This is a genomic window from Anaeromyxobacter paludicola (assembly GCF_023169965.1).
Taxonomy (GTDB): domain Bacteria; phylum Myxococcota; class Myxococcia; order Myxococcales; family Anaeromyxobacteraceae; genus Anaeromyxobacter_B; species Anaeromyxobacter_B paludicola.
The window spans coordinates 1,695,949-1,721,515 of sequence record NZ_AP025592.1 but is presented as its reverse complement, the minus strand read 5'-3'; the positions used below and the strand labels follow the sequence as shown (position 1 = coordinate 1,721,515).

Sequence of the window (25,567 nt, the reverse complement as noted above, 5' to 3'; positions counted from 1 at the left end):
GCTCAGCGCCCGCCCGCGCTCACCTCGACCCGTCGCCCGTCGGTCCGGACCACCACGTCGCCGTCGAGGTCGGTCCGGTACACCCGGGCGCCGGCGCGCTCGAGCCGCCGCAGCGCGGCCGGGTGCGGGTGGCCGTAGTCGTTGTCGCGCCCGCAGCTCACCACCGCCACCTCGGGGCGCACCGCCCGGAGCAGCGCCGCCTTCGAGCCGTAACGGCTCCCGTGGTGCGCCACCTTGAGCACCTGCGCCCGGAGCCTCCTCCGGTCGGCGCGGAGCAGCCGCTCCTCCGTCGCCGGCTCGGCGTCGCCCTCGAACAGGAACGAGACCTCGCCGTAGTCGAGCCGGAAGACGATCGAGTTGGCGTTCACGTCGGACCGGCTCCGCGTGATGAGCGGGTCGGAGGGAGCGAGGAACGTGAGCCGCACCCCGTCGCCGAGGTCGAGCGGGGCGGTCTCGCCGGCGCGGACCCGGTGGGCGGTCATCTCGCCGGCCCGGGTCCGGGCGGCGACGATCCGGTAGACGCGATCGAGGAGCGGGGAGGGGTGGTCGAGGACCGGGTCGTAGAAGTGGCGGGCGCCGAAGATCGAGAGCGCGGCCGGCATCCCGCCGATGTGGTCGGCGTGGGGGTGGGTCGCCACCACGGCGTCGATGGGCCCGCGCAGCCGCGCCCGGAGGTAGCCCTCGAGCCGGCGCGCCGACTCGGGCGGTCCGGCGTCCACGAGCACGGTCCGGCCGGAAGGGGTGACCACGAAAGCCGAGTCCCCCTGGCCTACCGAGAGGAAGGTGACCTCGAGCCGCCCGGCGGCCCTGGCGGGGGTGGCGAGGAGCGCGTACAGGGCCAGGGCCAGGAGGGCGAGCGGTCGGGCGGAGAGGGTCAAGACGGCGATCCTACTGCCTTCCGGGACCGGGCGCGACGCGGCGCTCCCACCTCGGCGCACAGTTGTCTTGCCACCCCGGATGGTTGCTGCGTAGGATCGCAGCCGTGAGATTTTCTTGCGAAAAGTGCGGGCGCGCCTACGTGGCCGACGCCAAGGTGGAGGGGCGCACTTTCAAGATGAGGTGCAAGCAGTGCGGGCACGTCATCCTGGTGCGTGGCAAGTCCTCGAAGGGAACGCCACAGCAGCAACCGGGCCAGCCGGACGGCGGGGACGCCGCCGCCTCGGCCGGGGCGGCCGCGGCCGGGCTCGAACCGGGGCTGGCGTCGGGCGGAGCTCCGGCCGATGGCGAGCCTTCCAGCGGTCCCGAGCCGACCGAGAGCTTCACCGATCTGACGGCCGACCTGGGCAGCGTGGCGGAGGTCCGCACCCCCACGCCGGCGCCGCTCCCGATCGCGGCCGCGCCCGAGCCGGCCGCGCCCGCGAGTGAGCCGGTCGTCCCCGTGAGCGAGCCGGCCGCGCCCGCGAGCGAGCCGCTCGCGCCGCCGCCCTCGGATCCCTTCGCGCCGGGGGCCAACGGCGTCGAGCCCGGGCGCCAGTCCTTCGACCCGTTCGCCGGGCGCGAGACGAGCGGCTACATCGACCTCAAGCTCGACGACGAGAACGAGAAGACGCCGTCGCTCGACCTGCCGCTGCCTCCGCCCTCGCCGAAGGTCCCGGCCACGGCGCCCGCGCAGGTGGCGCGGCCGGCCGAGCGGACCGCGCCGCCGCCCAGGAAGGGCGGCGCGGGCAAGCTCTTCGCCGCGGCCGCCGCCGTCGTGGTGGTCGGAGCGGGGGGCTACCTCGCCTTGAACCGCACCTCCTCTTCGTCCGCTCCCGCCCAGGTGGCCTCCGCGCCGGCGAACCCGGAGCCGGCCCCGGCGGCCGCTCCGCCCCGGGCGACGACGGCCGAGCCCCAGGCGGCCAGGCCCGCGCCCTCGCCCGAGCCGCGCGCCGCGGCGCCGGTCGCGCCGGCCGCCCCGGAGCGGGCGCTGCCGGCCGGCGAGCTCCCGCGCAAGCCGGAGCCGGAGCCCGCCCGGTCGGCCAAGGCAGAGCCGCGCCCGGCAAAGCCGGCGGTCGAGGCCCCCAGGGCGATCGCGCGCGCCGCGGCCACCCCGGCGCCGGCGCCACAGCCGACCGCCCCGAAGAAGCCGGCGGCCCCGCCCGCGAGCGAGGCTGCCGCCGTGGCGGCGCCCGTCCCGACCACCATCGGGCCGCGGCCCGATCAGGCGGCCGTCACGCGCGCGCTCGCCCGGAGCCAGCGCGCCATCGACGCCTGCGTCGCCTCGGGGCTCGCCAAGGACGCGTCGCTCGACGTCCCCGCCACCGCGGTGGTCATCGCCACCGTGAACCCGGCCGGCAAGATCCTGTACCCCACCTTCGAGGACGCGCCGCTCAACGCCTCCGAGCTCGGCGGCTGCCTCAAGGGCGTGGTGGCCCGCACGCCGGTGCAGCCCTTCGAGGGCGACGTGGTCCGGGTGCGGGTGCCGGTGCTGCTCCGCCGTTAGGTGCACCGCGTGACCGCTCCCGTTCCCGGGCTCGCCCGCCTCCCCGCCGGCGCCATCCGCGCGCCCCGGGACCTCGCGCCGCTCATCGACCACACGCTCCTGCGCGAGGACGCCACGCCGGAGGACGTGGCGCGCGCCTGCGCCGAGGCCCGCGCCCACGGCTTCGCCACGGTCTGCGTGCGCGGCGGCCACGTCGCCCGGGCGGCGGAGCTGCTCGAGGGGAGCCCGGTGCTCCCCATCGCCGTGGTGGACTTCCACCGCGGCGAGGCCGCCACCGCCGAGCGCGTCGCCGAGGCCCGCCGGGTGGTGGCCGCCGGCGCGCGCGAGGTGGACCTGGTGCTCGCCCTCGGGCTGCTCCGGGCCCGGGATCACCGGGCGGTCCTCCTCGATCTCGAAGCCGTGGTGAGGGCGGTGCCGGTCCCGGTGAAGGTGATCCTGGAGACCGCCGCGCTCACCCGCGAGGAGAAGGTGGCCGCCGCGGCGCTCTGCGCGGCGGCGGGGGCCGCCTTCGTGAAGACCTCCACCGGGTACGGCCCGGGCGGCGCCACGGCGGAGGACGTGGCGCTCCTGCGGGAGGTGGTGGGGGATCGCCTGGGCGTGAAGGCCTCGGGCGGGATCCGGACCGCCGCGCAGGCCCGGGCCATGGTCGAGGCCGGCGCGAGCCGCGTCGGCGCGAGCGCGTCGGTGGCCATCGTCACCGCCGCCGCGTTCTGAGCCGGAAGCGCGCTTCCGGCGCGCCTCGAGCGCCGGCCCGGCTTATGATCCGCTCATGGACCAGCGCCGCTTCGTCATCCTCGTGGCCGACAGCGCCGGGTGCGGCGCGCTCCCCGACGCCGCCCGCTACGGCGACGAGGGCTCGAACACCCTCGGGCACGTCGCCCGGGCCCTCGGCGGGATCTCGCTCCCGAACCTGGGACGGCTCGGGCTCGGGAACGTGCTCGAGGTGGCGGGCGTCCCGCCCGATCCGTCCCCGGCCGGCTTCCACGGGAAGATGGCGGAGCGATCGCCCGGCAAGGACACCACCACCGGCCACTGGGAGATGATGGGCGTGATCCTCGAGGAGCCGCTGGCGCTCTTCCCGAGGGGCTTCCCCGACGACCTCCTGCGCGCCTGGCTCGCCGAGACCGGCGCGCCCGGGGTGCTCGGCAACGAGGTGGCGAGCGGGACGGAGATCATCCAGCGGCTCGGGGAGGAGCACCAGCGGACCGGCAAGCCCATCGTCTACACCTCGGCCGACTCGGTCTTCCAGGTGGCGGCGCACACCGGCACGGTGCCGCTCGAGACGCTCTACCGCTGGTGCGAGATCGCCCGCCGGCAGCTCGATCCGCTGCGGGTGGCGCGCGTCATCGCCCGGCCGTTCGTGGGGACGCCCGGGAAGTACACCCGCACCTACGACCGCAAGGACTTCTCGCTCCCGGCGCCCGGCCGGACCGTGCTCCAGGACCTGCGCGACGCCGGGGTGCCGGTGGTGGGCGTGGGCAAGATCCCCGACATCTACGACCGGCAGGGGATCTCGGAGGAGGTCCACACGAGCGGCAACGCCGACGGGCTCGCGCGCACCGAGGCGCTCCTCGGGACCCTGGAGCGAGGGCTGCTCTTCGTGAACCTGGTGGACTTCGACATGCTCTACGGCCACCGCCGCGACGTGCGGGGCTACGCGCGGGCGCTCTCGGAGCTCGACGCGGCGCTGCCCCGGCTCCTCGCCCGGCTGCGGCCCGGCGACGTCCTCGCCCTCACCGCGGACCACGGCTGCGATCCCACCCACGCGGGAACCGACCACACCCGCGAGCACGTGCCGCTGCTGGTGCACGCCGGCGGGCGCGGCGGCTCGCTCGGCGTGCGCGCTTCGTTCAGCGATCTCGGCGCCACCTGCGCCGGGTTCTTCGGCGTCCCGGCGCAGGTGGGCACGAGCTTCCTTCCTCAGATCACCGCGGCGACCTGACGCTCCAGGCGAAGCGCTACTTGTGCTTCGCCTTCTCCCGGAGCTCCGCCGCCCCGGCCTTGATCTCGGCGAGGTCGCGCACCATCTCGCTCCACCCGTACCAGAGCGCGTAGTCGGGGTTGTTGTGGAACGACCCCTGGAACGTGCGCATGCGGTGCTCGAGGAACATCACGAAGAGCTTCTGCTCCACCACCGTCGGCGCGTCGTGGAAGGTGAGGAGGTCGGGGAAGGCGTAGGCGTAGTCCTTGGGCTTCGGGAGCACGCCGTCCTTGTAGAGCGCGGCCACCGTGCGGATGCCCTCCGCCATGAGGTGGTCGGCCTCCTTGATCATCTGGTCGCCCTTCTTGAGCTCGGAGTCGGCGAAGTTCCTCGAGTGGCACTGGTTGCAGGTGGCGAGCATCTTGGCGCGCTGGTCGTCGAAGCTCCTGGCGTCGAGCCGCGCCACCTGCGCCGCCTTCACCACCTCGAGCCGGGCGGTCGGCTTGCCCTCGGGGTCGAGCACGCCGAGCCCCTGGAGGATGGTGGCCCGGTCGGCGGCCCACTGCTTGTCCTCCGGCATCGGCAGGCGCACCGCGAGGAAGCCCCAGCCGGTGGTCACGCCGTGGTCGCCGTGCTGCATGTGGCAGGTCTGGCAGGTGGGCGCGCCGGCGTCCTTGGGGAGCACGCCGCGGCTCTTGAGATCCTGCCGCACGCCGTGCTTGGAGGCCGAGTACATCTCCCACTGCGGGTGGTCGAAGCCCATGTGGCAGGTCTGGCAGGCCTGGGGCTGCTGCGCCTCCTTCTTCGAGAAGGTGTGGCGGGTGTGGCAGGCGTCGCAGGAGGCGAGGCCGAAGGCGTTGGCGGCGCCGCCGGCCTTCTTCACGTCCTTCACCTCCTGATCGCTCTTGAGCCCGAGCTTGTGGCAGCCGCCGCAGCCCTTCTGCCCTTCCATGAGCGCCATCGGCTGGTAGTGGAAGGTCGGCATGGCCTTCATCGCCGCCCAGGCGAAGGCGTGCTTCGAGCCCTTGAACTGCTTCACCTGGGCCTCGTGGCACTGCGCGCAGGTGTCGGGGTTCGGGATCTTCACCTTGGCGACGTCGGCGGCGGAGGAGTGGCCGGTCCCGTGGCAGGTGTCGCAGCCGATGCCGAGCTCCGAGTGCCGCGAGAGCTTCCAGTCGGAGACGATGGTGGGGGTGTGCTTCTGGTGGCAATCGACGCAGCCCTTGGCGGCGTCGGCCGCGAGGGCCGGGCCAGCCGAGAGGACGGCGACGGCCGCGATCGCGGCGCGGAACATCGGACTCATGGAGCCTCCGTGTCGTGGTGCGTGGGTGGTGCGGGGGTGCTGCGGACAGCTTCTCGCGCCGGCCGGCGGGCGGCCGCGCTCGCTTGGGGTCGGGCCGGGCCCTCACTCAGGGCTCGGCGTCGCTCCCGACGTAGGTGGGGAACACGCCCAGGATCTCCTCGTCGCGCTCGAGGAGGGCGCGCCCGAGCGCCTCGACGGCCTCGGCGTCCTCGGCGGTGACCACGGCGGCGAGGCGGCGCGCGCCGTCGCCGCCCTGCAGCTCGAGGCCGGGGACCTGGAGGAGGCGGGCCGAGACGCGCGCCGCGGCCCCCTCCACGGTCTCGATGACGACGCCGGCGACGACCACGTCAGGCCTTCCGGGCGGAGACCTTCTCCACCTTGACCGCGCAGATCTTGAACTCCGGCTCCTTCGACACCGGGTCCACCGCGTCCACGGTGATCCGGTTGCAGAGCCGCTGGTCGTCGTGCATGTGCGCGAAGACCGAGCCGGGGCGCTGGCCCTCCACGACGGAGACCTGGAAGGTCTCGGCGCCGCGGCGCGAGGTCACCTTCACCTGATCGCCGGGGCCGACGCCGAGCCGCTTCGCGTCCTCCGGGTGCAGCTCGGCGACCGCCTCGGCCTGGGACTGCCGCAGCTCGGCGCAGTTCCGGGTCATGGTGCCGGTGTGCCAGTGCTCGAGGACGCGGCCGGTGTTGAACCAGAGGGGGTAGTCCGCGTCCACCACCTCGGCCGGCGGCTGGTAGGGGCGGAGCCAGACCACCGCCTTGCCGTCGGGGCGGCCGTAGAACTTGAGCCGCTGCGGGTGGTCGGCCGGGACGAACGGGTCGTCGCCCCTCACGTAGCGCCGCTTCGTGCCGGGGTGGCCGGGGGAGGGGAGGGGCCAGAGCAGGCCGTGCGACTCCTTCAGCGCGGCGCGGGTCATGCCGGTGAAGTCGTAGGGCGTGCCCTTGCAGAGGGTGAGGATCTCGTCCCAGGCCTCGGCAGGGGTCTTGAAGGGGACGAGCCCGGCGTGCCCGAGGCGGCGGGCGAGGTCGCAGAGGATCTGGAAGTCGGGGCGGGCCTCGCCGGCCGGCTTCACCGCCTGCTCGAGCAGGTGGTAGCGCCGCTCGGTGCAGCCGTAGACCCCCTCCTTCTCGGCCCAGAGCGCCGCCGGCAGCACCACGTCGGCGAGCTCGGAGGTGCGGGTCGGGTGGAAGGCCTCCGAGACCACGAGGAACGCGCCCTCCTTCCGCATCGCCTTCCGGTAGCGCTCGAGGCTCGGGAGCGACTGGCCCGGGTTGGTGCACATCACGTAGAGCGCCTTGAGCTTGCCCTCCTCCATGGCCCGGAACAGGTCCACGGTGGCGAGCCCCGGCTTGGGCTGGAGCGTGCCCGCCGGCACGTTCCAGAGCTTCTCCATCTGCGCCCGGTGCTGGTCGTTGGCGACGAGGCGGCCGTAGGGGAGCAGGTGCGAGAGGGCGCCGCCGTCGCGGACGCCGCCGCAGGCGTTCGGCTGGCCGGTGAGCGAGAGCGGCGTCGAGCCGGGCTCGCCGATCTTGCCGGTGACGAGGTGCAGGTTGTGGACGAGCTGGTTGGCCCAGGTGCCGCGGCTGCGCTGGTTCAGCCCCATGGTCCAGAGCGAGGTGGTCTTGCGCCCCCTGGCGCCGAACCACCGGGCCGCGGTGACGATGTCCTCGGCCTTGCAGCCGGCGAGGCGCGCCGCCTCGGCCGGCGTCCAGGACTGGAGGAACTTCTCGTAGTCGGCGAGGGCGCGGTTCACCTCGGTCCCCTCGCCGAAGGCGACGTGGTCCCGGATGAAGTCGCGGTCCACGAGCCCCTCGGCGAAGAGCACGTGCGCCATGGCGTTGAAGATGGCGAGGTCGGTGCCGGGCGTGCAGGAGAGGTGCAGGTCGGCGATGCGCGAGGTGGCGGTGCGGCGCGGGTCGAGGACGATCACCTTCACGTCCTGGCCGCGCTCCTTGCGCCGGACGATGCGGCGGAAGAGCACCGGGTGGCACTCGGCGGTGTTCGACCCGGTGATGAAGAAGACGTCGGCGTGGTCGAGGTCCTCGTAGCACCCCATCGGCTCGTCCTTGCCGTAGGTGCCGACGTAGCCGGCGGTCGCGCTCGCCATGCAGAGGCGCGGGTTGCCGTCCACGTTGTTGGTCCGGATCCCGGCCTTGAACAGCTTGTTGGCGACGTAGGTCTCCTCGGTGAGCCCCTGGCCCGAGCCGTAGAAGCCGACCGCGTCCGGGCCGAACTTCTGGATGGTCTCCTGGAAGCGCGAGGCGACGAGCCCCATCGCCTCCTCCCAGCTGGCGCGCACGAGCTTGTCGCCCCTGCGCACGAGCGGGTGGAGGTGCCGGTCCTTCGCGCCCATGATCTGGGGGAGGGCGGCGCCCTTCACGCAGAGGAAGCCGGCGTTGTGGTCCTGGGCGTCGCCGCGGACGGCGGTCACCTTGCCGCCCTCGACGCCGACGTACAGGCCGCAGCCGGTGCCGCAGTAGCGGCAGACGCTCTTCACCCAGGTGGTGCCCGCCGGGGAGGCGAGGGCGGTCCCCGGCTTGCCGAGGGCGGCCAGCGCGGAGGCGGCGGCGGTGGTCTTGAGGAAGTCTCGCCGGGAGATGGTCACGGGACGCTCCTTCGCTACTTCTTCACGTGAGGGCTCTTGCCCTTGGCGGGCAGGAGCGCGTGCGAGGGGTGGCAGGCGAAGCAGTCGCGGGTCGCCCCGGCCTGCGTCACCGAGTCCACCTCGCGGGCGTGGCAGGCCTGGCAGCGCGCCGGCTCGGGGTGGCGGCGGAAGTCGGCGCCGGTCGAGCCGTGGCAGGCGAAGCACTTCACCTGGTCGAGGCCGTGCCGGCTCTCCCGCCAGGCCCTGGCCGCCGCGGGGGTGACCTCGGCGTGGCAGGAGGCGCAGGTCTCGGCGCCGCCCACCGCCACCTCGGGGTGGCGGGCGGGCGGGGCGGCGGCGGCGGACGCGCCCGGGAGGGCGGGCCCGACGAGGGCGGCTGCGAGCAGGACTGCGAACGCGGAGCGGGTGCGCATCGTCGGGCCCTCCTTCACGCTAGTGGGCGGCCGGGGCGGGGGCGGAGGCCGGGACCACCGCGGGCGCGCCCGGGGCCGGGGCCGGCGGCGTCGCCGGGATGTCCACCACGGCGACCGTCGGCTTGAAGCTCGGATCGCGGAGCGCGATCTGGCCCTGGCGCGAGTAGTTGATCGACTCGCCGAGCACGCGGACCTGCTCGTCCGGCGCGTGGAAGCCGGCCGAGTTCTCGGCCTCGACGAAGTCCAGGTAGAACTGGGCCCGGCGCTGCAGGTAGCGGGCGGTGGCGAGCTCGGCGTCCGACTTGCCGGCCTCCTTGGCCGCCTTCAGGTCGCCGATGAGGGCCACGAGCGAGTCCATCGCCTGGTCGCGCAGCTTCTTGAAGCGGAGCTGGATGGTCTCGACCCGGTCCTTGAGCTCGGCGTCCGACCACTTGTGGCACTGCTGGCAGGCGCGGTTCACGTTGAGCAGCGGGCTGCGGACGTGGTGGTCGGCCATCTTGGTGCCGCCGACGCGCATGTACGGCATGTGGCAGTCGACGCAGGTCACGCCGGAGCGGGCGTGGATGCCCTGGTTCCAGGTCTCGAACTCGGGGTGCTGGGCCTTGAGGACCTGGGCGCCGGTCTCCTTGTGCGTCCAGTCCTTGAACTTGATCTCGTCGTAGTAGCTCATGATGTCGTCGATCTTGAGCCCCTTCGCCCAGGGGTAGACGAGCCGCTTCTCGGGCCCCTTGAAGTAGTACTCGACGTGGCACTGGCCGCAGACGAACGCCCGCATCTCCTGCCGCGTGGCCATGGTGTTCGGGTCGTAGTTGGGCACGCCCTGCGAGGCCTTGAGCGCCTTGATGCCCTCGAGGAAGCCGGGCTTCGTCACGCGCAGCGCCATGGTCTTCGGCTCGTGGCAGTCGATGCAGGCCACCGGGTGCTTGAGGAGGTTCTTCGCCTCGGAGTAGGGCATCTGGTTCATCTTCTCGAAGCCCTTGATGAGGTCGCCGTCGCCGAGCTTGCGGTAGGCGACCCAGGTCGAGGCGTGGCACTGGGCACAGGTGCCGGGCTGCTTCACCACCTGCTGCCGCTTCGTGTAGAGCTGGTCCTCGAGGACGTACATGTGGCCGCGCCGCTCGCGGAAGTCGGCGGCGAAGGCGTAGCCGGCCCACATGGTCTTGAGGCGCGGGTCGGCGTCGATCTTGGAGCGCGACACCTTCTCGCGCGGATCGTCGGAGGTCGGGACGCGCGGGACCGCCTCGCTGCCGCCGAAGCGGGTGGGCGTCATCTCGGCGGTCTTCTTGTACTGGTCGTACTCCTGGGGGAAGTTCTTGCCCCAGAGCGCCGGGTCGTCGGTCTCCTCGGTGAGCTCCACCACGCGGACGGTGGGGACCTTCGCCTCCCGCTTGTGCTCGGCGACGTTGGCGACCAGCGCCACCACCAGCACCGCGATGACGGCGAAGGCTGCGGCGAGCGCGACGAGCAGGGCCGGGCGCGCGGAGGACTTCTTCGGGGTCTCGATCATCTTCGTTCTCCTTCGGGCTACCGGAGGTGGCCCACGGAAGCGTGGCAGCGGACGCAGTCGACGGCCTCGTCCTTGCCGAAGTCGGTCATGTCGTGCGTGATCTCGGCGTGGCAGTGCTGGCACTGCCCGTTCACCACCTCGCGGCTGGAGGGGCGCGCCTTGATCTGGTCGGGGAAGTTCCCGACCGTGAAGGCCAGCGAGTGGTGGAAGCCGTTCTCGGCCTTCACCACGTACTTCGCGACCTTCCCGGCGGGGGTGTGGCAGTCGTTGCAGCCCGCGGCGGCGTGGTGCGGGGACTGCCGCCAGGTGTCGTAGTAGCCCTGCATCACGTGGCAGTTGGCGCAGGCGGCGGGGTCGTTGGTCAGGTACGAGTAGCCCTTCGCGTAGACGAAGGCGTACCCGCCCACGCCCGCCGCGAGGCCGAGCGCCGCGGTGGCGAGCAGGGCGGGGGCGGAGATGGCGGTGAGGCCGGCCGGCATGGTTGAGCTCCTCGAGCGGGGCGCGGTGCGTCGCGCCAGGCAGGCAGGCGAAGAGCAAGAGCGGGGCCAGCGCCGGGCCGGGCGCAAGTGCGCGGAAGTCGGGGCGTGACCCCGGGGAGGTGGGGCGCCTTCGGATGGACGCATCCGGCCGGTTCGGATGCGCGGGTCCGAACCCGGAGGAGGTGGAGCGCCGGTCGGGCTCGCCCGTGCGGAGTGCCTACCGGTAGTCCTCCCGGCTCATCCCGTACTGCTTCATCTTCTCGTACAGGTTGCGCTCGGCGATGCCGGCCGCGCGCGCCACCTCGCCCACCTTCCCGTGGTGCCGCTCGAGCAGCCGCGACAGGTACTCGCGCTCGAACCGCTCGACCAGCCGCTGCCGCGCCTCGAGGAGCGGCAGCCCGAAGTCCACCAGCGCCGCGGCGGAGGGCGGGGGCGGCCGCGCGACGGGGCCGAGCATGGGGGCGACGGCGCTCCAGCCCATCACCACGGCCCGCTCGCAGAGGTTGCGCAGCTCGCGGACGTTGCCGGGCCAGGTGTGCTCCCGCGCCGCGGCGAGCACCTCGGGCGGCGCCGGGGTCGGCTCGCGCCCGTAGCGCCGGGCGAAGTCGCCGAGGAAGTGGGCCATGAGCGCGGGCAGGTCCCCCGGCCGCTCGCGGAGCGCCGGGAGACGGATGGGGATCACGTTGAGCCGGTAGTAGAGGTCCTCGCGGAAGCTCCCCTCGCGCACCATCGCCTCGAGGTCGCGGTTGGTGGCGGCGACGATGCGGACGTCCACCCGCACCGGCGCGGTCGAGCCGACGCGGTGGAGCTCGCGCTCCTGGAGCACGCGCAGGAGCTTGGCCTGCACCGCGAGGTCGAGCTCGCCCACCTCGTCGAGGAAGAGGGTCGAGCCGTCGGCCTGCTCGAAGCGCCCCACCCGCCGGGCCTCGGCGCCGGTGAAGGCCCCCTTCTCGTGCCCGAAGAGCTCGCTCTCCATGAGCGCCTGGGGCACCGCGGAGCAGTTGAGCGCCACGAAGGGCCGGTCGCGCCGGGGGGAGCGGCGGTGGAGGGCGCGGGCCACGAGCTCCTTGCCGGTGCCGGTCTCGCCGCGGAGGAGCACGGTGGCCGAGGCCGGCGCCACCTGCTCGACGAGCGCGAGCACCTGCTGCATCTCCGCCGAGGCGCCGACCATCTCGTCGAAGCCGGCGGCCCGCTCGAGCTCGCCGCGCAGCCGGAGCACGTCGCGCCGCGTCCGCTCCGTGGCCACGGCGTGGCGCAGCACCAGGGCGAGCTCGTCGTAGCGGATCGGCTTCGTGAGGTAGTGGAGCGCGCCCCGCCGCATCGCCTGCACCGCGGTCTCCACGGTGGCGTGGGCGGTGACGAGCACCACCGGCAGCCCGGGCCGGAGCGCGTGGACCCGGTCCATGAGCGCGATGCCGTCCATGTCGGGCATCTTGAGGTCGGAGACCATCGCCAGCGGGTCGGACTCCGCCAGCCGCGAGAGGGCCTCGGCGCCGCAGGAGGCGGGGAGCACCTCGAACCCCTCGAGGGAGAGGTTGGCGCGCGCCACCTTGCGCGTGCCCGGGTCGTCGTCGGCGAGGAGGACCAAGTCGCCCACCTAGGCCACCTCCGCCGCCGCGGCGGCGCGCTCGCGGGCCGTGCGCACCGGGAAGCGGATCCGGGCCACCGTGCCGCCGCCCTCGCGCGCCGCGAGCGCGAAGTGGGCCCGGTGCTGCTCGACGGCGCGGCCGACGATGACGAGCCCGAGGCCGGTGCCGCGGGCCTTGGTGGTGACGAAGGGGCGCGTGACCTCGTCGAGCTGCTCGGGCGGGATGCCGCCGCCGCGATCGAGCACCTCGAGCACCACCTCGCCCTCGCCGCCCGACGCCTCGAAGCGGGTGACGAGCTCCGGCGGCGAGGCGCCGCCGGCCTCGAAGGCGTTCTGGAGCAGGTTCACGATCGCCTCCTGCACCATGGCGCTGTCGAGGTCGAGCGGGGGGAGCCCGCGGGCGAGGTCGAGCCGGACCGCGTCGGCCTCGAGCCCTCGCGCCAGCGCCGCGCTCCGCGCCGCCTCGGTGGCCACCCGGTTGAGCGCCGCCGGGCCGAAGCTCGGGTTGGCCGGGCGGGCCACGTGCAGCAGGTCGCCCACGAACCGGTTCACCCGCTGGACCTCCTCGGCGATGAGCGCGCCGTACTCCTCCACCTCGGGCGAGCCGGCGAGCACGCGCCGGAGGTACTGCGCGGCGCCGTCGATGGCGTTGAGCGGGTTGCGCAGCTCGTGCGCCACCTGGGCCGACATCTGCCCCACCGCCCCGAGCCGCTCGGCGTCGAGCAGCCGCCGCTCGAGGCTGCGCCGGTCGGCGATGTCGCGGATGACCATGACGATGCCGAGGTACTCGCCGTCGGGCGCCCGCACCGGGGCGTAGGTGGTCTCGTACCGCCCCTCCTTCTCCTTGATGATCGAGTGGGCCGGTCCGGTGTCGGTGCCCTCCCGGAACCAGGTGAGGACCCGGTCGAGCATCCCGTAGGTGGCCTGGGGGTGGCAGTCCTTCACCGAGCGCCCCGGGCCGTCCTTCAGGTTCCGCAGGACGCGCCCGGCCTCGTTCACGAGCGCCACCCGGTCCTGGGCGTCCACGAAGATCACGCCGTCGGCCATGGAGTCGATGATGGCCTGCAGGCGGGTGGCGGCGGCGCCGCGATCGGCCTCGGCCGCCTGCGCCCGCTCCAGGGCGGCCGCCACCCGCCGGAGCAGCAGGAGGAGCGCCGCCGCGCAAGCGGCGAAGCCGAGGGCGATGAGGAGGGCGCCGCGGGCGATGAGGTCGTGCGAGTGGAGGAGCCAGAGCCCGGAGACGATGGCGCCCAGCGCGGCGATCAGGATCACCAGCACGGCGTTGCGCAGGGCGGTGCCGGGGGCGCTCGACATGCGCGGAGCCTACCCGGGGCCCGTCCGGCGCGGAAGGGCCGGCGGGCGGGCGGCCGGCCGGGACGGGGCGTCCATCCTTTAAGACGGAAAATAGTCTTGTAAAACGGACGAGGCGGATCCAAGCTCCCCAAAACCGCTGCACGGCAGTGGCCGACGCCACTCCGTCATGACGGATTGCCCGGCTGGCCGGGGGCCGTTAAGGACCCCGGGCCGCCATCGGGCCCCGCCTCCCGCCGGCATCGTGCCGGCGCGCACGACGGGGTCCAACACGGAGCCTGCAGATGCGGATCGCCGACGACGTCACGAAGCTCATCGGAAACACGCCGCTGGTGCGGCTGCCGCGGCTCGGCAAGGGACTGCCGGGCACGGTGGTCGCCAAGCTCGAGTCGTTCAACCCCTGCTCGAGCGTGAAGGACCGCATCGGCGTGGCGATGATCGAGGCGGCGGAGCGCGACGGGAAGATCAAGCCCGACACCATCCTGCTCGAGCCGACCAGCGGCAACACCGGCATCGGCATCGCCTTCGCCGCCGCCTCGCGCGGCTACCCGTTCGTCGTCACCATGCCCGACACCATGAGCATGGAGCGGCGCAAGCTCCTCACCGCGCTCGGCGCCAGGCTCGTGCTCACGCCCGGCGCCGAGGGGATGAAGGGCGCCATCGCCAGGGCCAACCAGATGGCGGCCGAGGACCCGCGCTACCTCGTCCTCCAGCAGTTCGACAACCCGGCCAACCCCGACATCCACCGCCGGACCACCGCCGAGGAGATCTGGCGCGACACCGACGGCAAGATCGACGTCTTCGTCGGCGGCACCGGCACCGGCGGCACCATCACCGGCGTGGCCGAGGTGATCAAGGCGCGCAAGCCGTCGGTGAAGATCATCGCCGCCGAGCCGGCCGACTCCCCCGTCATCTCCGGCGGCAAGCCCGGGCCGCACAAGATCCAGGGCTGGGGCCCGGGGTTCATCCCCAAGGTCCTCCGCACCGACCTCATCGACGAGACCATCGTCGTGAAGAACGAGGACGCCGGCGCGCTGGCCCGCCGCCTCTGCAAGGAGGAGGGGATCCTCTCCGGCATCAGCTGCGGCGGCGCCCTCTGGGCGGCGCTCGAGGTGGCGAAGCGGCCGGAGAGCCAGGGCAAGCTCATCGTGGTGGTGCTGCCCGACACCGGCGAGCGCTACCTCTCGACCTGGCTCTTCGAGGAGGCGCCGGCGGCGCAGCCGACCCAGAAGTAGGCGAGGACGCGGAGCCCGGCGGCGCTCGCGCCCCGGGCTCCGCCCGCTCCCCCGCGACCTCCCCGGGCGAGCGCGGCCGCGGCCGCGATCAGAGCGCGCTCGCGGTGAGGCTGTCCGGGGGCTCCGTGAACAGCCGCAGCCGCCGCGGCGCGGCGTAGACCCGATCGCCCGGCTCGAGCGCCAGCGCCTCGGCGCGCCGCGCGTCCAGCTCCGCCTCGAGCGGGCCCTCCACGGCCGTCGCCGAGAGCTCGACCCGGACCGTGCCGCCGAGCGGCGTCACCCGCAGCACCTCGGCCGGGAAGCTCTCCGGGCCGGGGGTCCGGTACACCTCGAGCTCGTGGGGGCGCACGAAGAGCTGGGCCGGGTGCCGCTCCGGCCAGCCGCCCTCGCGCGGCGGCGCCTCGAACTCGAGCCCGCCCACCCGCGCCCGGCCGCCCACCACCCGTGCCTGGAAGGCGTTCACCGAGCCCAGGAACTGCATCACGAACGGGCTCGCCGGCTCCTCGAAGACCTGGCGCGGCGTGCCCACCTGCTCCACCCGCCCGCGGTTCATCAGCACCACCCGGTCCGAGACCTCGAACGCCTCCTCCTGGTCGTGGGTGACGAAGAGGGTGGTCACGTGGATCTCGTCGTGCAGCCGGCGGAGCCAGCGGCGCAGCTCCTGGCGCACCCGGGCGTCGAGGGCGCCGAAGGGCTCGTCGAGGAGCAGCACCTTGGGCCGCGTCGCGAGCGCCCGCGCCAGCGCCACCCGCTGCCGCTGGCCGCCGGAGAGCTGCGCCGGGCGCCGGTCCTCGAGCCCCGAGAGCTGCACCAGCTCCACGAGCTCCCGCACCCGCGCCTCCACCTCGGCGCGCGGCCGCTTGCGCACCCGGAGCGCGAAGGCGACGTTCTCGAAGACGGTGAGGTGGCGGAAGAGGGCGTAGTGCTGGAAGACCAGCCCCACGTTGCGCTCGCGGGGGCTCGCGTCCTGCACCGGCTCGCCGTGGTGGCGCACCTCGCCCTCGTCGGGCGTCTCGAGCCCGGCCACGATGCGCAAGAGCGTGGTCTTGCCGCAGCCGGAGGGGCCGAGCAGGGCGGTCAGCTCGCCGCTCGCGACGGTGAGGTCCACCCCGCGCAGCGCCTGGAAGGCGCCGAAGGACTTGCTCAGGCCCCGGATCTCGATGCTCACGACCTGCTCCCGTGCCCCGCGCCGCGCAGGCCGGCCTTCCACTCCAGGAGCTGCTTCGCCGCGAGCGTCACCAGGGCGAGCAGGAGGAGCAGCGAGGCGACGGCGAAGGCGGCGGCGAAGTTGTACTCGTCGTAGAGGATCTCGACCTGCAGCGGCACGGTGTTGGTCACCCCGCGGACGTGGCCGGAGACCACCGACACCGCGCCGAACTCGCCCATCGCCCGCGCGTTGCAGAGCACGAGGCCGTAGAGCAGGCTCCACTTCACGTTGGGCAGGGTGACGCGGGTGAGGATCTGCCAGCCGCTCGCCCCCAGCGTCAGCGCGGCCTCCTCCTCCTCGGTGCCCTGCGCCTCCATGAAGGGGATGAGCTCGCGGGCCACGAAGGGGAAGGTGACGAACACCGTCGCGAGCACGATGCCGGGGACGGCGAAGATCACCTGGAGGTCGTGCGCCACGAGCCAGGGGCCGAGGAGGCCGTGCGAGCCGAAGAGCAGCACCATGACCATCCCGGCGATGACCGGCGAGACGCCGAAGGGCAGGTCGATGAGCGAGAGGAGCAGGTCCTTGCCGCGGTACCGGAAGCGGGTGACCGACCAGGCCGCGGCGAGCCCGAAGAGCGCGTTGAGCGGCACGGCGATGGCGGCGGCGAGGAGGGTCAGCTTCACGGCCGCGACCGCGTCGGCGTCGCGCAGCGCCGCGAGGTAGAGCCCCGCGCCCTTGGAGAGGGCCTCCGAGAGCACCGCGGCCACCGGCAGCCCGATGAAGAGGGCCAGGAACGCGAGCGCCAGCGCGGTGAGCCCGTGGCGGACCCAGGCCGGGTCGGTGGTGGGGGTCATCCGCTAGACCATCCCGGCGCGGGCCCGCGTGAGCCGCTGCAGCCGGTTCACCGCGAAGAGGAGGAGGAGCGAGGCGCCGAGCATCACCGACGCCAGGGCGGTCGCGCCGGCGTAGTCGAACTGCTCGAGCCGGGTCATGATGAGGAGCGGCGTGATCTCGGTCCTCATGGGCATGTTGCCGGAGATGAAGACCACCGAGCCGTACTCGCCGAGCGCCCGCGCGAAGGCGAGGGCGAAGCCGGTGAGCGTGGCCGGGAGCGCCGCCGGCAGGAGCACGCGGAGGAACACCTGGCCCCGGCTCGCGCCGAGCAGCGCCGCCGCCTCCTCCACGTCGCGCTCCAGGTCGGCCAGCACCGGCTCCACGGTCCGGATCACGAACGGCAGCCCGATGAAGGTGAGCGCCACCAGCACCCCCAGCCGCGAGAAGGCCACCTTCACCCCCAGGGGCTCGAGGAGCCGCCCCATCCAGCCGTTGCTCGAGTAGACCGCGGTGAGGGCGATGCCGCTCACCGCCGTCGGCAGGGCGAAGGGGAGGTCCACCAGCGCGTCCACGAGCGCCTTGCCCGGGAACCGGTAGCGGACGAGCACCCAGGCCACCAGGAACCCGAAGACCGCGTTGACGGCGGCGGCGCCGAGCGAGGCGAGGAGGGAGAGCCGGTACGACGCGAGCGCGCGCGGGCTCGTGACCACCGCCCAGAGCTGGGCCGGGCCGAGGCGGGCGGTCTCGAGCCCGAGGGTGGAGAGCGGCAGGAGCACCACCAGGCCGAGCCAGAAGAGGGTCACGCCGGTGGAGAGCCCGAACCCGGGCAGGATGCCGCGCCGCGCGTCGCCCACCGGCTAGCTCCCGGGGGCGTAGATCTGGTCGAAGATCCCGCCGTCGTTGAAGTGGGCGGCCTGCGCCTTCTGCCAGCCGCCGAAGGCCTGGTCGATGGTGAAGAGGGTCACCTTGGGGAAGGGGTGGCGCCTCGCCGCCTCGGCGCTGCGGGGCCGGTAATGGTTCCGGGCCGCGATCTCCTGCCCCTCCTCCGTGTAGAGGAACTCGAGGTAGGCCTGGGCCGCGGCGCGCGTGCCGCGCCGGTCCACCACCTTGTCCACCACCGACACCGGCGGCTCGGCCAGGATCGACGCGGACGGCACCACCACCTCGAGCTTGCCCGGCCCGAGCTTCTCGACGGCGAGCAGCGCCTCGTTCTCCCAGGCGATGAGCACGTCGCCGATCCCGCGCTCCACGAAGGTGGTGGTGGCGCCGCGGGCGCCGGAGTCGAGCACCGGCACGTTCTTGTAGAGCCGCTTCACGTAGTCACGGGCGGCGGCGTCGCCCCCGCGCTGCGCGGCCCAGCCCCAGGCGGCGAGGTAGTTCCAGCGGGCGCCGCCCGAGGTCTTGGGCGAGGGGGTGATGACCGAGACGCCCGGCTTCACGAGGTCGGGCCAGTCCTTGATCGCCTTGGGGTTCCCCTGGCGCACCAGGAAGACGATGGTCGAGGTGTAGGGCGCGGCGTTGTGCGGGAGCCGCCGCTGCCAGTCGGCCGGCGCGAGGCCGGCCCTGGCGATGGCGTCCACGTCGTAGGCGAGCGCCAGCGTCACCACGTCGGCCTGCAGCCCGTCGAGCACGGCGCGGGCCTGCTTGCCGGAGCCGCCGTGGGACTGCTTGATCGTGACCTCCTGGCCGGTGCGCTGCTTCCAGCTCCTCGCGAAGGCCGCGTTCACCTGCTCGTAGAGCTCGCGGGTCGGGTCGTAGGAGACGTTGAGGAGCTGCACGGGCGCGGCGGCCGCGTCGGCGCGGCGCGGGAGGGCCCCGCTCCCGACCGCCCCGAGCGCCAGCAGCGCCGACAGGATGAGCAGCTCGCGCGGCCGGGGCCAGCTCCCGGTCCGCCTCTCTCCTCCGAAGATCGTCCTCATCACGTGGTCTCCTCCCCAGGCCGGAACGGCCGGTCGTCTCCCGGATCGACGTAGTCCTCGGGCCGGGCGCTCGCGGCGTCGATCGCTTCCAGGTCCCGCAGCAGCGCCTTCACCCGCGCCACCTCCACCCGCGCCAGGAAGGCGGGCGCGCTCTCCCCGGCCTCGCGCTCGGCCTGGTAGAGCCCGATGAGCCGCTCCACGGCGGCCGGCACCCGGCGCGCAGGGATCTTGGCGGCGAGCCGGCCGAAGCGCGCCTCGCCGCCCACCACCCCGCCGCCCACGAGGAGGAAGTACTGCGGCACCGCCCCGCCCTCGAGCTTGCGCGCGCTCCCCTGCAGGCCGATGCCGGCGACGTGGTGCTGGCTGCAGCCGTTCGGGCAGCCGCTCACGTTCACCTCGAGCCCGGGCGCGGCGGCGGCGAGCGCCGGGCGGGCGCGCAGGTGGTCCTCCACGAGCCGCGCCACGCCGCGCGACTGCGTCACCGCGAGCCGGCAGGTCTCGGCGCCGGGGCAGGCCACCACGTCGGCCGCGGTGCCCGCGCCCGCGAGGCCGAGGCCGGCGGCGGCGAGCCGGAGGTAGAGCCCCACCAGCGCCTCCTCCGGCACCCAGCGCAGCACCGCGTCCTGCGTGCGGGTGAAGCGGACCGTCCCGTCGCCGTAGGCCTCGGCGAGCAGCGCCAGGGCGCGGAGCTGGCCCGAGGTCGCGTCGCCGAGCGGCAGGAGCGCGGTCACCGCCGCGAGCCCCGGCTGCCGCTGCGGCCGGACGTTGCTGGCGCGCCAGGCCTCGAAGGCTGCGGCGCCCGGATCGAGCGTGGGGCTCACGCGCGGGTGCAGGCCCGGGCCGGTGAGCGAGCCGGCGGTCGCGAGCGCGGCCACCTCGGCGGGCGACGGCGCCGGGGCGCGCCCCTCCGGCGCGCGCTCCTCGGGCGCGGCCTCGGCGTCGAAGGGGAGGCGGGCGCCGCCCTCGGCGCGCACCCGCTCCCGCTCGGCCGCGACCTCGGCCTGGAACCGCTCCCAGCCGAGCTGCCGCACGAGGAACTTCATCCGGTTCTTCTTCCGGTTCTGCCGGTCGCCGAGCCGGTGGAAGACGCGCAGCACCGCCTCCACCAGGTCGAGTACCTCGCCCGCCGGCAGGAACGGCGTGAGCGGCTGCCCCGCCGCGCAGAGGGTGGCGGTGCCGCCGGCGGCGGTCACCGCGAACCCGCGCCGGCCGCCCTCCACCCGTGCACGGAAGCCGAGGTCGTGGATGGGGGTGAGCACGTGGTCCTCGCTGCACCCCTCGAAGGCGATCTTGAACTTGCGGGGCAGGGTGGAGCTGAGCGGGTGGCGCAGGAAGTGGCGCGACACCGCCTCGGCGTACGGGGTGGGGTCGAACGGCTCGTCCGCGGCCACGCCGGCGAAGGGGCAGCCGACCACGTTGCGCACCGCGTTCCCGCAGGCCTCGACGGTGGTGAGCCCGGCCTCGGCCAGGCGCGTGAGCGCGGCCGGCAGCTCGGCCGACTGCACGAAGTGGAACTGCACGTTCTCCCGGGTGGTGACGTGGGCGAAGGCGCGCGAGTGGCGCTCGGCCACCTCGGCGAGCGCGCGCAGCTGGCCGGCCGTGGCGATGCCCTGCGGCAGCTTCACCCGCAGCATGTTCTCCTCGCCGCCCTGGCGCTGCGGGTAGTTCCCGCGGAGCAGCCGGAAGGCGCGCCAGGCGTCGGCGCCGATCTCGCCCCGCTCGAACCTCCCGAGCATCTCCAGGAAGGAGGCGAGGTCGGAGGGGTGGGAGAACCCGGGGCGGGGGTGCGAGGCGCTCATGCGACCTTCCCGGCCGCGGCGGCGGCCTGCGATGGGGAGAGCCCGGTGGCGGCGGCGAGCGAGACCACCTCCCCCACCACCAGGGTGGCCGGCGCGCCGTCCGACGCGTCGGCGGGCGCGGACGCCAGCCCGGCCAGGGTGCCGGTCCAGGCGCGGGCGCGGGGGGTGCTGGCCGCGAACAGCAGGGCGGCCGGCGTGCTCGGGCTCCAGCCGCGGCCGAGCAGGGCCGCGGCCAGCTCGGCGCGGGCGCCGAGCCCCATCAGCACCACCAGGCTGAGCGTCCCCGGGGCCAGGCCGTCGAGGATGGGGCGCCAGGCCTCGGGGCCGTGGCCGGAGAGGACCGCGAACCCGGAGGCCAGCCCGCGCTGGGTGAGGGGGATGCCGGCCAGCGCCGGGGCCGCCAGCGCGGAGCTCACGCCGGGCACCACCTCGTGCGGCACGCCGGCCTCCGCGAGGGCGATCGCCTCCTCGCCGCCGCGGCCGAGCACGAAGGGATCGCCGCACTTGAGCCGCACCACCCGCTTCCCGGCCCGGGCCGCGTCCACCATCATCCGGTGGATCGCCTCCTGGCGCACGCCGAGCGCGCCGGCGCGCTTGCCGACGAAGAAGCAGTGCGCGCGCGCCGCGTGCCGCAGCACCTCGCCGCTCACCAGCGCGTCGTAGAGCACGAGGTCGGCCTCGGCGAGGCGGCGGGCCGCCTTGAGGGTCAGGAGCTCGGGGTCGCCGGGGCCGGCGCCCACCAGGGAGACGAAGCCGTTCACGGGTGCACCTCGGGGGCTGCGGGGGGAGCCGCCTCGTCGCGGCGGGGAGCGTAGAGCCGGTTCAGGGCCTCGAGCAGGAGCGGCCGGCGCTCGGCCAGCGGCGGCGCGCCGGGGCGGCGCCACAGGTCGCGCAGCCGGCCCGCCTCGGCGGTCCAGCGGGAGAGATCGGAAGGCAGCAGCGCCTCGAGCGCCTCGCGCAGGAGCCCGGCCAGGGCCGGGGCGCGGCCGCCGGTGGAGACGGCCACGGTCACGCCGTCGCGCCGCACCACGCCGCCCAGGTAGACGCTGGCGTTGGACGGATCGTCCACCGCGTTCACGAACACGCGGCGGGCCTCGGCGCAGCGGGACACCTCGCGGTTCACCTCGGGGGTGGCCGCGGCCACCGCCAGCCAGGCGCCGTCGAGGTCGCGCGGCTCGAAGGGGCGGCGGAGCCGCTCGACGCCGTCGCGCTCGAGCTCGGGCCGGAGCTCCGGGGCGACGAGCCGCACCCGGGCGCCGGCCGCGAGGAGCGCGTCCACCTTGCCGGCGGCGACCTTGCCGCCACCGACCACCAGCACCTCGCGGCCGGCGAGCTTCAGGAAGGCGGGGAAGGGCTCCGGGGCCGGCGCCCCGGCGTCGGTGCGGGCCGCGGCGCTCACGAGGCCCGCGCCTCCGGCCGCGGGCCGAGCAGGCCGCGGGCCCGCAGGTGCGCCAGCACCGCCTCGGCCGACCGCGCCACCTCGTCGGCGTCGGACGAGACCGCCACCTCCGGCGTGAGGGGCGGCTCGTAGGGATCGGACACCCCGGTGAAGTGCGGGAGCTCGCCCGCGAGCGCCCGGGCGTAGAGCCCCTTCACGTCCCGCGCGACCAGCGTCTCCAGCCGGGCCTGCACGTGCACCTCCACGAAGGGGATGCCCTCGGCCTCGCAGGCCTGGCGCACCTCGTCCCGGGTCTCGCGGTAGGGCGAGATGGCGGCGGTGACCGCGGCGGCGCCGGCGCGCGCCAGCAGCCGGGCGACGAAGCCGATGCGCCGCACGTTCACGTCGCGGTCCTCGCGCGAGAAGCCGAGCCCGCGCGAGAGGTGGGTGCGCACCTCGTCGCCGTCGAGGATCTCGACGTGACGGTCGGCGCCGAGCGCGGGCGCGACGGCGCGCGAGAGGGTGCTCTTGCCGGCCCCGGAGAGGCCGGTGAACCAGAGCACGAAGCCGCCGCGGGCGGCGCGGGAGGAAGGAGGGCTCATGGCGTCCTCAGGCGTTCGGGCCGGCGGGGCGGCCACCGGTGAAGCGGCCGTGCAGCCCGCACTCGGTCTTCTCGCGGCCGCGCCAGCGGCCGGCGCGGGGGTCCTCGTCCGGCGCGACCGGGGTGGTGCAGGGGGCGCAGCCGATGGAGGGGTAGCCCTGGGCGTGGAGCGGGTTCACCGGCACGCCGTGGCGCGCCACGTGCGCCCAGACGTCGGCGCTCGTCCAGCGCACGAGGGGGTTCACCTTCACCAGGCCGAACTTCGGATCCGGCTCGGCCACCGCGGCGCTCGCGCGCTCCGGCGTCTGGTCGCGGCGGATGGCGGTCACCCAGGCGTCGAGCCCGGCGAGCGCGCCGCGGAGCGGCAGCACCTTGCGGGCCTGGCAGCAGCGGTCCGGCTCGCGCTCCCAGAGCTGGGCGTACACCGTCCGCGCCTCCTCGAGCGAGAAGGCCGGCCGGACCGCCCGGATGCCGAGGCCGTAGCGCCGCTCCAGGGCGCGCCAGAGCTCGTAGGTCTCGGGGAAGAGCACCCCGGTGTCGAGGGTGAAGATGTCGATCGGCAGCCGGTGGCGGGCGATCACGTCCACCAGCACGCAGCCCTCGGGGCCGAACCCGGTGGCGAAGGCGAGGCGCGGCCAGCGGCGCGCGGCCTCGGCGAGGATCTCCTCGGGGGGCGCGCCTTCGAGAGCGGAGAGGTCGGAGGTCATGGCGGGGCAGATCTCGTAACGGACGAACATCCAATATAACGGACGACGCCTCGGCCGGCAAGCGCCGGGGCGCGAAGGGTCGCTTCAGTCGATCATCCCGGCGCCGACGGTGTCGTTGGTGGCCTCGTCCACCACCACGAAGGCGCCGGTGGCCCGATTGTCGGCGTAGCGGTCGGGGCAGAGCGGGCGGGCGAGCCGCAGCGTGATCCGGCCGATGTCGTTCATGGAGAGCCGCTCGGCCGGGTGCCGGTCCAGGGTGTTGACGTCGAGCCGGTGGTCGATCGCCCCGAGCACCGCCGGGACCTCGCGGGTGGCGTGGCGGATCACGTAGCGGCGCCCGGGGGCGAGCGGCGCCTCCCCCAGCCAGCAGACGGTGGCGGCGAGCTCGCGCACCGGCGCCGGCGCGTCCTCGGCGAGGGCGATGAGGTCGCCGCGCCCCACGTCCACGTCGTCGGCGAGGAGCAGCGTCACCGACTGCCCGCTCACCGCCTCGGGGATGGCCTGGCCGTGCAGCTCGACGCGCGCCACCCGGGTCCGCGAGCCCGACGGGAGGACCACCACCTCGTCGCCGGGGCGGACCCGCCCGGACTCCACCCGCCCCATGTAGCCGCGGTAGTCGTGGTGCTCGGCCGTGTGCGGCCGGCAGACCCACTGCACGGGGAAGCGGAGGCGCTCCGCCGGGGCGGCGCCGGAGGCGGGGGCCTCCTCGAGCAGCTCGAGCAGCGTCGGCCCGTCGTACCAGGGGAGCCGCTCGCCCCGCTCCACCACCATGTCGCCGTCGAGCGCCGACATGGGCACGAAGCGGGTGCGGCCCGCGCCCAGGCGCCCGGCGAAGTCGCGGTACTCGGCGCAGAGCCGGTCGAACACCTCGCGCGAGAAGCCGACCAGGTCCATCTTGTTGATCGCGACCACCACCTCCGGGATCCCGACGAGGTGCGCCACCGTGGCGTGGCGGCGGGTCTGGGTGAGCAGCCCCTTGCGCGCGTCCACCAGGATGATGGCGAGGTCGGCGGTGGAGGCCGCCGTCACCATGTTGCGGGTGTACTGCTCGTGGCCCGGGGCGTCGGCGATGATGTACTTGCGCCGGCCGGTGGAGAAGTAGCGGTAGGCGACGTCGATGGTGATCCCCTGCTCGCGCTCGGCCTGCAGGCCGTCGGTGAGGAGCGAGAGATCGATCCGCTCGAGCCCGCGCCGCCGCGAGGTGCGCTCGATGGCGGAGAGGGCGTCGGCGAGGATGGAGCGGGTGTCGAGCAGGAGCCGCCCGATGAGGGTGCTCTTGCCGTCGTCCACGCTGCCGCAGGTCAGGAACCGCAGGAGGCCGGCGTCCTCCGGGGCGGGGTCGGGGCGCCGTTCGGCGGCGAGCATCTAGAAGTACCCTTCCTTCTTGCGCTGCTCCATGGAGGCGTCGGAGGTCTGGTCGTCGAGGCGGGTGGCGCCGCGCTCGGTCACGGTGGTGGCGGCGGTCTCGGCCACGATCTCCTCCACCGTGCGGGCGGTGGACTCGACCGGCGCGGTGCAGGTGATGTCGCCGACGGTGCGGAAGCGGACCGAGCGCCGCTCGACCCGGTCCCCCGGCCTGGGCGGCGTGAGCGGGGTCACCGGGACCAGCGCCGCGCCGCGCCGCACCACCTCGCGCTGGTGCGCGAAGTAGATCGAGGGCAGCTCCAGCCGCTCGCGGGCGATGTACTGCCAGACGTCGAGCTCGGTCCAGTTGGAGATGGGGAAGGCGCGGATGTGCTCGCCCCGGCGGATGCGCGCGTTGTACAGGCTCCAGAGCTCCGGCCGCTGGCGCTTCGGGTCCCACTGGCCGAACTCGTCGCGGAAGGAGAAGACCCGCTCCTTGGCCCGCGCCTTCTCCTCGTCGCGGCGGGCGCCCCCGATGCAGGCGTCGAGCTCCAGCTCGGCGACGGCGTCGAGCAGGGTCACCGACTGGTGCTTGTTGCGCGACTCGCCCTCGTGGGCGAGCACCACCCGGCCCGCGGCGATCGAGGCCTCCACCGAGCGGACCAGGAGCCGCTCGCCCAGCTCCGCGGCGCGCCGGTCGCGGAAGGCGATCACCTCCGGGTAGTTGTGGCCGGTGTCGATGTGGAGCAGCGGGAAGGGGAAGCGGCCCGGTCGGAACGCCTTCTCCGCCAGCCGGAGCAGGCAGACCGAGTCCTTGCCGCCGGAGAAGAGGAGCGCCGGGCTCTGGCACTGGCCGGCCACCTCGCGCAGCACGTGGATGGCCTCGGCCTCGAGCCAGTCGAGGTGGGAGAGGGCGCGGGCGGCGGTGGAGGCGGACATGGGAGAGGCTCGCTCGGGCAGACGGCGTCCGTCCGCGGCGCCGGTCGGGCCGCGGGGCTGGTGGGGAACGGGGGAGGGCGAGCGCGCCGGACCGGCCGCGCCCGC

Annotated in this window: 24 protein-coding genes; 4 read left to right on the top strand and 20 right to left on the bottom strand. The window is 74.5% G+C overall.

Annotated features, from left to right (window positions below; all coding sequences use genetic code 11):
• Positions 1-2 precede the first annotated feature (2 nt).
• Positions 3-878 (bottom strand): ComEC/Rec2 family competence protein, encoded by an 876-nt coding sequence (locus AMPC_RS08090; RefSeq protein WP_248345639.1) that lies wholly within the window; start codon positions 876-878, stop codon positions 3-5.
• 104 nt (positions 879-982) lie between these two features.
• On the opposite strand from AMPC_RS08090, the gene AMPC_RS08085 reads away from it, so the two are divergent.
• The 3 genes from AMPC_RS08085 to AMPC_RS08075 are packed head-to-tail and all read left to right on the top strand — an operon-like array spanning position 983 to position 4,364.
• Positions 983-2,422 carry a zinc-ribbon domain-containing protein gene (locus AMPC_RS08085; RefSeq protein ID WP_248345638.1) on the top strand — a complete coding sequence of 480 codons (1,440 nt, stop codon included), beginning with the start codon at positions 983-985 and terminating at the stop codon, positions 2,420-2,422.
• 9 nt (positions 2,423-2,431) lie between these two features.
• Complete coding sequence (gene deoC, locus AMPC_RS08080) at positions 2,432-3,136, top strand: deoxyribose-phosphate aldolase (protein ID WP_248345637.1); 705 nt, start codon at positions 2,432-2,434, stop codon at positions 3,134-3,136.
• A gap of 55 nt (positions 3,137-3,191) precedes the next feature.
• Positions 3,192-4,364 (top strand): phosphopentomutase, encoded by a 1,173-nt coding sequence (locus AMPC_RS08075; RefSeq protein ID WP_248345636.1) that lies wholly within the window; start codon positions 3,192-3,194, stop codon positions 4,362-4,364.
• A gap of 16 nt (positions 4,365-4,380) precedes the next feature.
• Here the strand turns inward: AMPC_RS08075 and AMPC_RS08070 are convergent, their stop codons facing one another.
• The 8 genes from AMPC_RS08070 to AMPC_RS08035 all read right to left on the bottom strand — a co-directional run bounded on the left by AMPC_RS08070 (position 4,381) and on the right by AMPC_RS08035 (position 13,559).
• Complete coding sequence (locus AMPC_RS08070) at positions 4,381-5,646, bottom strand: multiheme c-type cytochrome (protein ID WP_248345635.1); 1,266 nt, start codon at positions 5,644-5,646, stop codon at positions 4,381-4,383.
• 106 nt (positions 5,647-5,752) lie between these two features.
• Positions 5,753-5,992 (bottom strand): hypothetical protein, encoded by a 240-nt coding sequence (locus tag AMPC_RS08065; RefSeq protein WP_248345634.1) that lies wholly within the window; start codon positions 5,990-5,992, stop codon positions 5,753-5,755.
• A 1-nt stretch (position 5,993) separates the two neighbouring features.
• Entirely contained in the window at positions 5,994-8,258 is a 2,265-nt protein-coding gene (locus AMPC_RS08060) for a molybdopterin oxidoreductase family protein (protein ID WP_248345633.1), read from the bottom strand.
• Between the two features lie 14 nt (positions 8,259-8,272).
• Positions 8,273-8,671 carry a cytochrome c3 family protein gene (locus AMPC_RS08055; protein WP_248345632.1) on the bottom strand — a complete coding sequence of 133 codons (399 nt, stop codon included), beginning with the start codon at positions 8,669-8,671 and terminating at the stop codon, positions 8,273-8,275.
• A 19-nt stretch (positions 8,672-8,690) separates the two neighbouring features.
• Positions 8,691-10,178, bottom strand: a complete 1,488-nt coding sequence (locus tag AMPC_RS08050; protein ID WP_248345631.1) for an ammonia-forming cytochrome c nitrite reductase subunit c552 — start codon at positions 10,176-10,178, stop codon at positions 8,691-8,693.
• Positions 10,179-10,195: 17 nt separating this feature from the next.
• Entirely contained in the window at positions 10,196-10,657 is a 462-nt protein-coding gene (gene nrfH / locus AMPC_RS08045) for a cytochrome c nitrite reductase small subunit (RefSeq protein ID WP_248345630.1), read from the bottom strand.
• Between the two features lie 217 nt (positions 10,658-10,874).
• Positions 10,875-12,254, bottom strand: coding sequence for a sigma-54-dependent transcriptional regulator (locus tag AMPC_RS08040; protein ID WP_248345629.1), 1,380 nt, complete (start codon positions 12,252-12,254; stop codon positions 10,875-10,877).
• On the bottom strand, positions 12,255-13,559 hold the full coding sequence (locus tag AMPC_RS08035) for a two-component system sensor histidine kinase NtrB (protein WP_248345628.1): 1,305 nt from the start codon (positions 13,557-13,559) through the stop codon (positions 12,255-12,257).
• Between the two features lie 281 nt (positions 13,560-13,840).
• On the opposite strand from AMPC_RS08035, the gene cysK reads away from it, so the two are divergent.
• Entirely contained in the window at positions 13,841-14,791 is a 951-nt protein-coding gene (gene cysK / locus AMPC_RS08030; RefSeq protein ID WP_248345627.1) for a cysteine synthase A, read from the top strand.
• A gap of 88 nt (positions 14,792-14,879) precedes the next feature.
• Here the strand turns inward: cysK and AMPC_RS08025 are convergent, their stop codons facing one another.
• From AMPC_RS08025 to cysD, 11 genes are read right to left on the bottom strand one after another with little or no spacing between them, the layout of a single operon-like run.
• Complete coding sequence (locus AMPC_RS08025; RefSeq protein ID WP_248345626.1) at positions 14,880-15,959, bottom strand: sulfate/molybdate ABC transporter ATP-binding protein; 1,080 nt, start codon at positions 15,957-15,959, stop codon at positions 14,880-14,882.
• The gene (cysW, locus tag AMPC_RS08020) at positions 15,956-16,795 is read right to left on the bottom strand and encodes a sulfate ABC transporter permease subunit CysW (RefSeq protein ID WP_248345625.1); all 840 of its coding nucleotides are present in this window, start codon (positions 16,793-16,795) and stop codon (positions 15,956-15,958) included. The genes AMPC_RS08025 and cysW overlap by 4 nt, the downstream gene beginning before the upstream one ends.
• 3 nt (positions 16,796-16,798) lie before the next feature.
• A complete protein-coding gene (gene cysT, locus AMPC_RS08015) occupies positions 16,799-17,629 on the bottom strand; it encodes a sulfate ABC transporter permease subunit CysT (RefSeq protein ID WP_248345624.1) in 831 nt (276 codons plus the stop codon).
• A gap of 3 nt (positions 17,630-17,632) precedes the next feature.
• Entirely contained in the window at positions 17,633-18,694 is a 1,062-nt protein-coding gene (locus tag AMPC_RS08010; RefSeq protein WP_318654320.1) for a sulfate ABC transporter substrate-binding protein, read from the bottom strand.
• A complete protein-coding gene (locus tag AMPC_RS08005; protein ID WP_248345623.1) occupies positions 18,694-20,493 on the bottom strand; it encodes a nitrite/sulfite reductase in 1,800 nt (599 codons plus the stop codon). Before AMPC_RS08005 ends, AMPC_RS08010 begins: the two co-directional genes overlap by 1 nt.
• Positions 20,490-21,254 (bottom strand): uroporphyrinogen-III C-methyltransferase, encoded by a 765-nt coding sequence (gene cobA, locus AMPC_RS08000; RefSeq protein WP_248345622.1) that lies wholly within the window; start codon positions 21,252-21,254, stop codon positions 20,490-20,492. Before cobA ends, AMPC_RS08005 begins: the two co-directional genes overlap by 4 nt.
• Positions 21,251-21,892, bottom strand: a complete 642-nt coding sequence (locus tag AMPC_RS07995) for a precorrin-2 dehydrogenase/sirohydrochlorin ferrochelatase family protein (RefSeq protein ID WP_248345621.1) — start codon at positions 21,890-21,892, stop codon at positions 21,251-21,253. The genes cobA and AMPC_RS07995 overlap by 4 nt, the downstream gene beginning before the upstream one ends.
• On the bottom strand, positions 21,889-22,473 hold the full coding sequence (gene cysC, locus AMPC_RS07990; protein ID WP_248345620.1) for an adenylyl-sulfate kinase: 585 nt from the start codon (positions 22,471-22,473) through the stop codon (positions 21,889-21,891). The genes AMPC_RS07995 and cysC overlap by 4 nt, the downstream gene beginning before the upstream one ends.
• 7 nt (positions 22,474-22,480) lie before the next feature.
• Complete coding sequence (locus AMPC_RS07985; RefSeq protein WP_248345619.1) at positions 22,481-23,209, bottom strand: phosphoadenylyl-sulfate reductase; 729 nt, start codon at positions 23,207-23,209, stop codon at positions 22,481-22,483.
• Positions 23,210-23,263: 54 nt separating this feature from the next.
• A complete protein-coding gene (locus AMPC_RS07980) occupies positions 23,264-24,544 on the bottom strand; it encodes a sulfate adenylyltransferase subunit 1 (protein ID WP_248345618.1) in 1,281 nt (426 codons plus the stop codon).
• On the bottom strand, positions 24,545-25,462 hold the full coding sequence (cysD, locus tag AMPC_RS07975) for a sulfate adenylyltransferase subunit CysD (RefSeq protein ID WP_248345617.1): 918 nt from the start codon (positions 25,460-25,462) through the stop codon (positions 24,545-24,547).
• Positions 25,463-25,567: the final 105 nt, after the last annotated feature.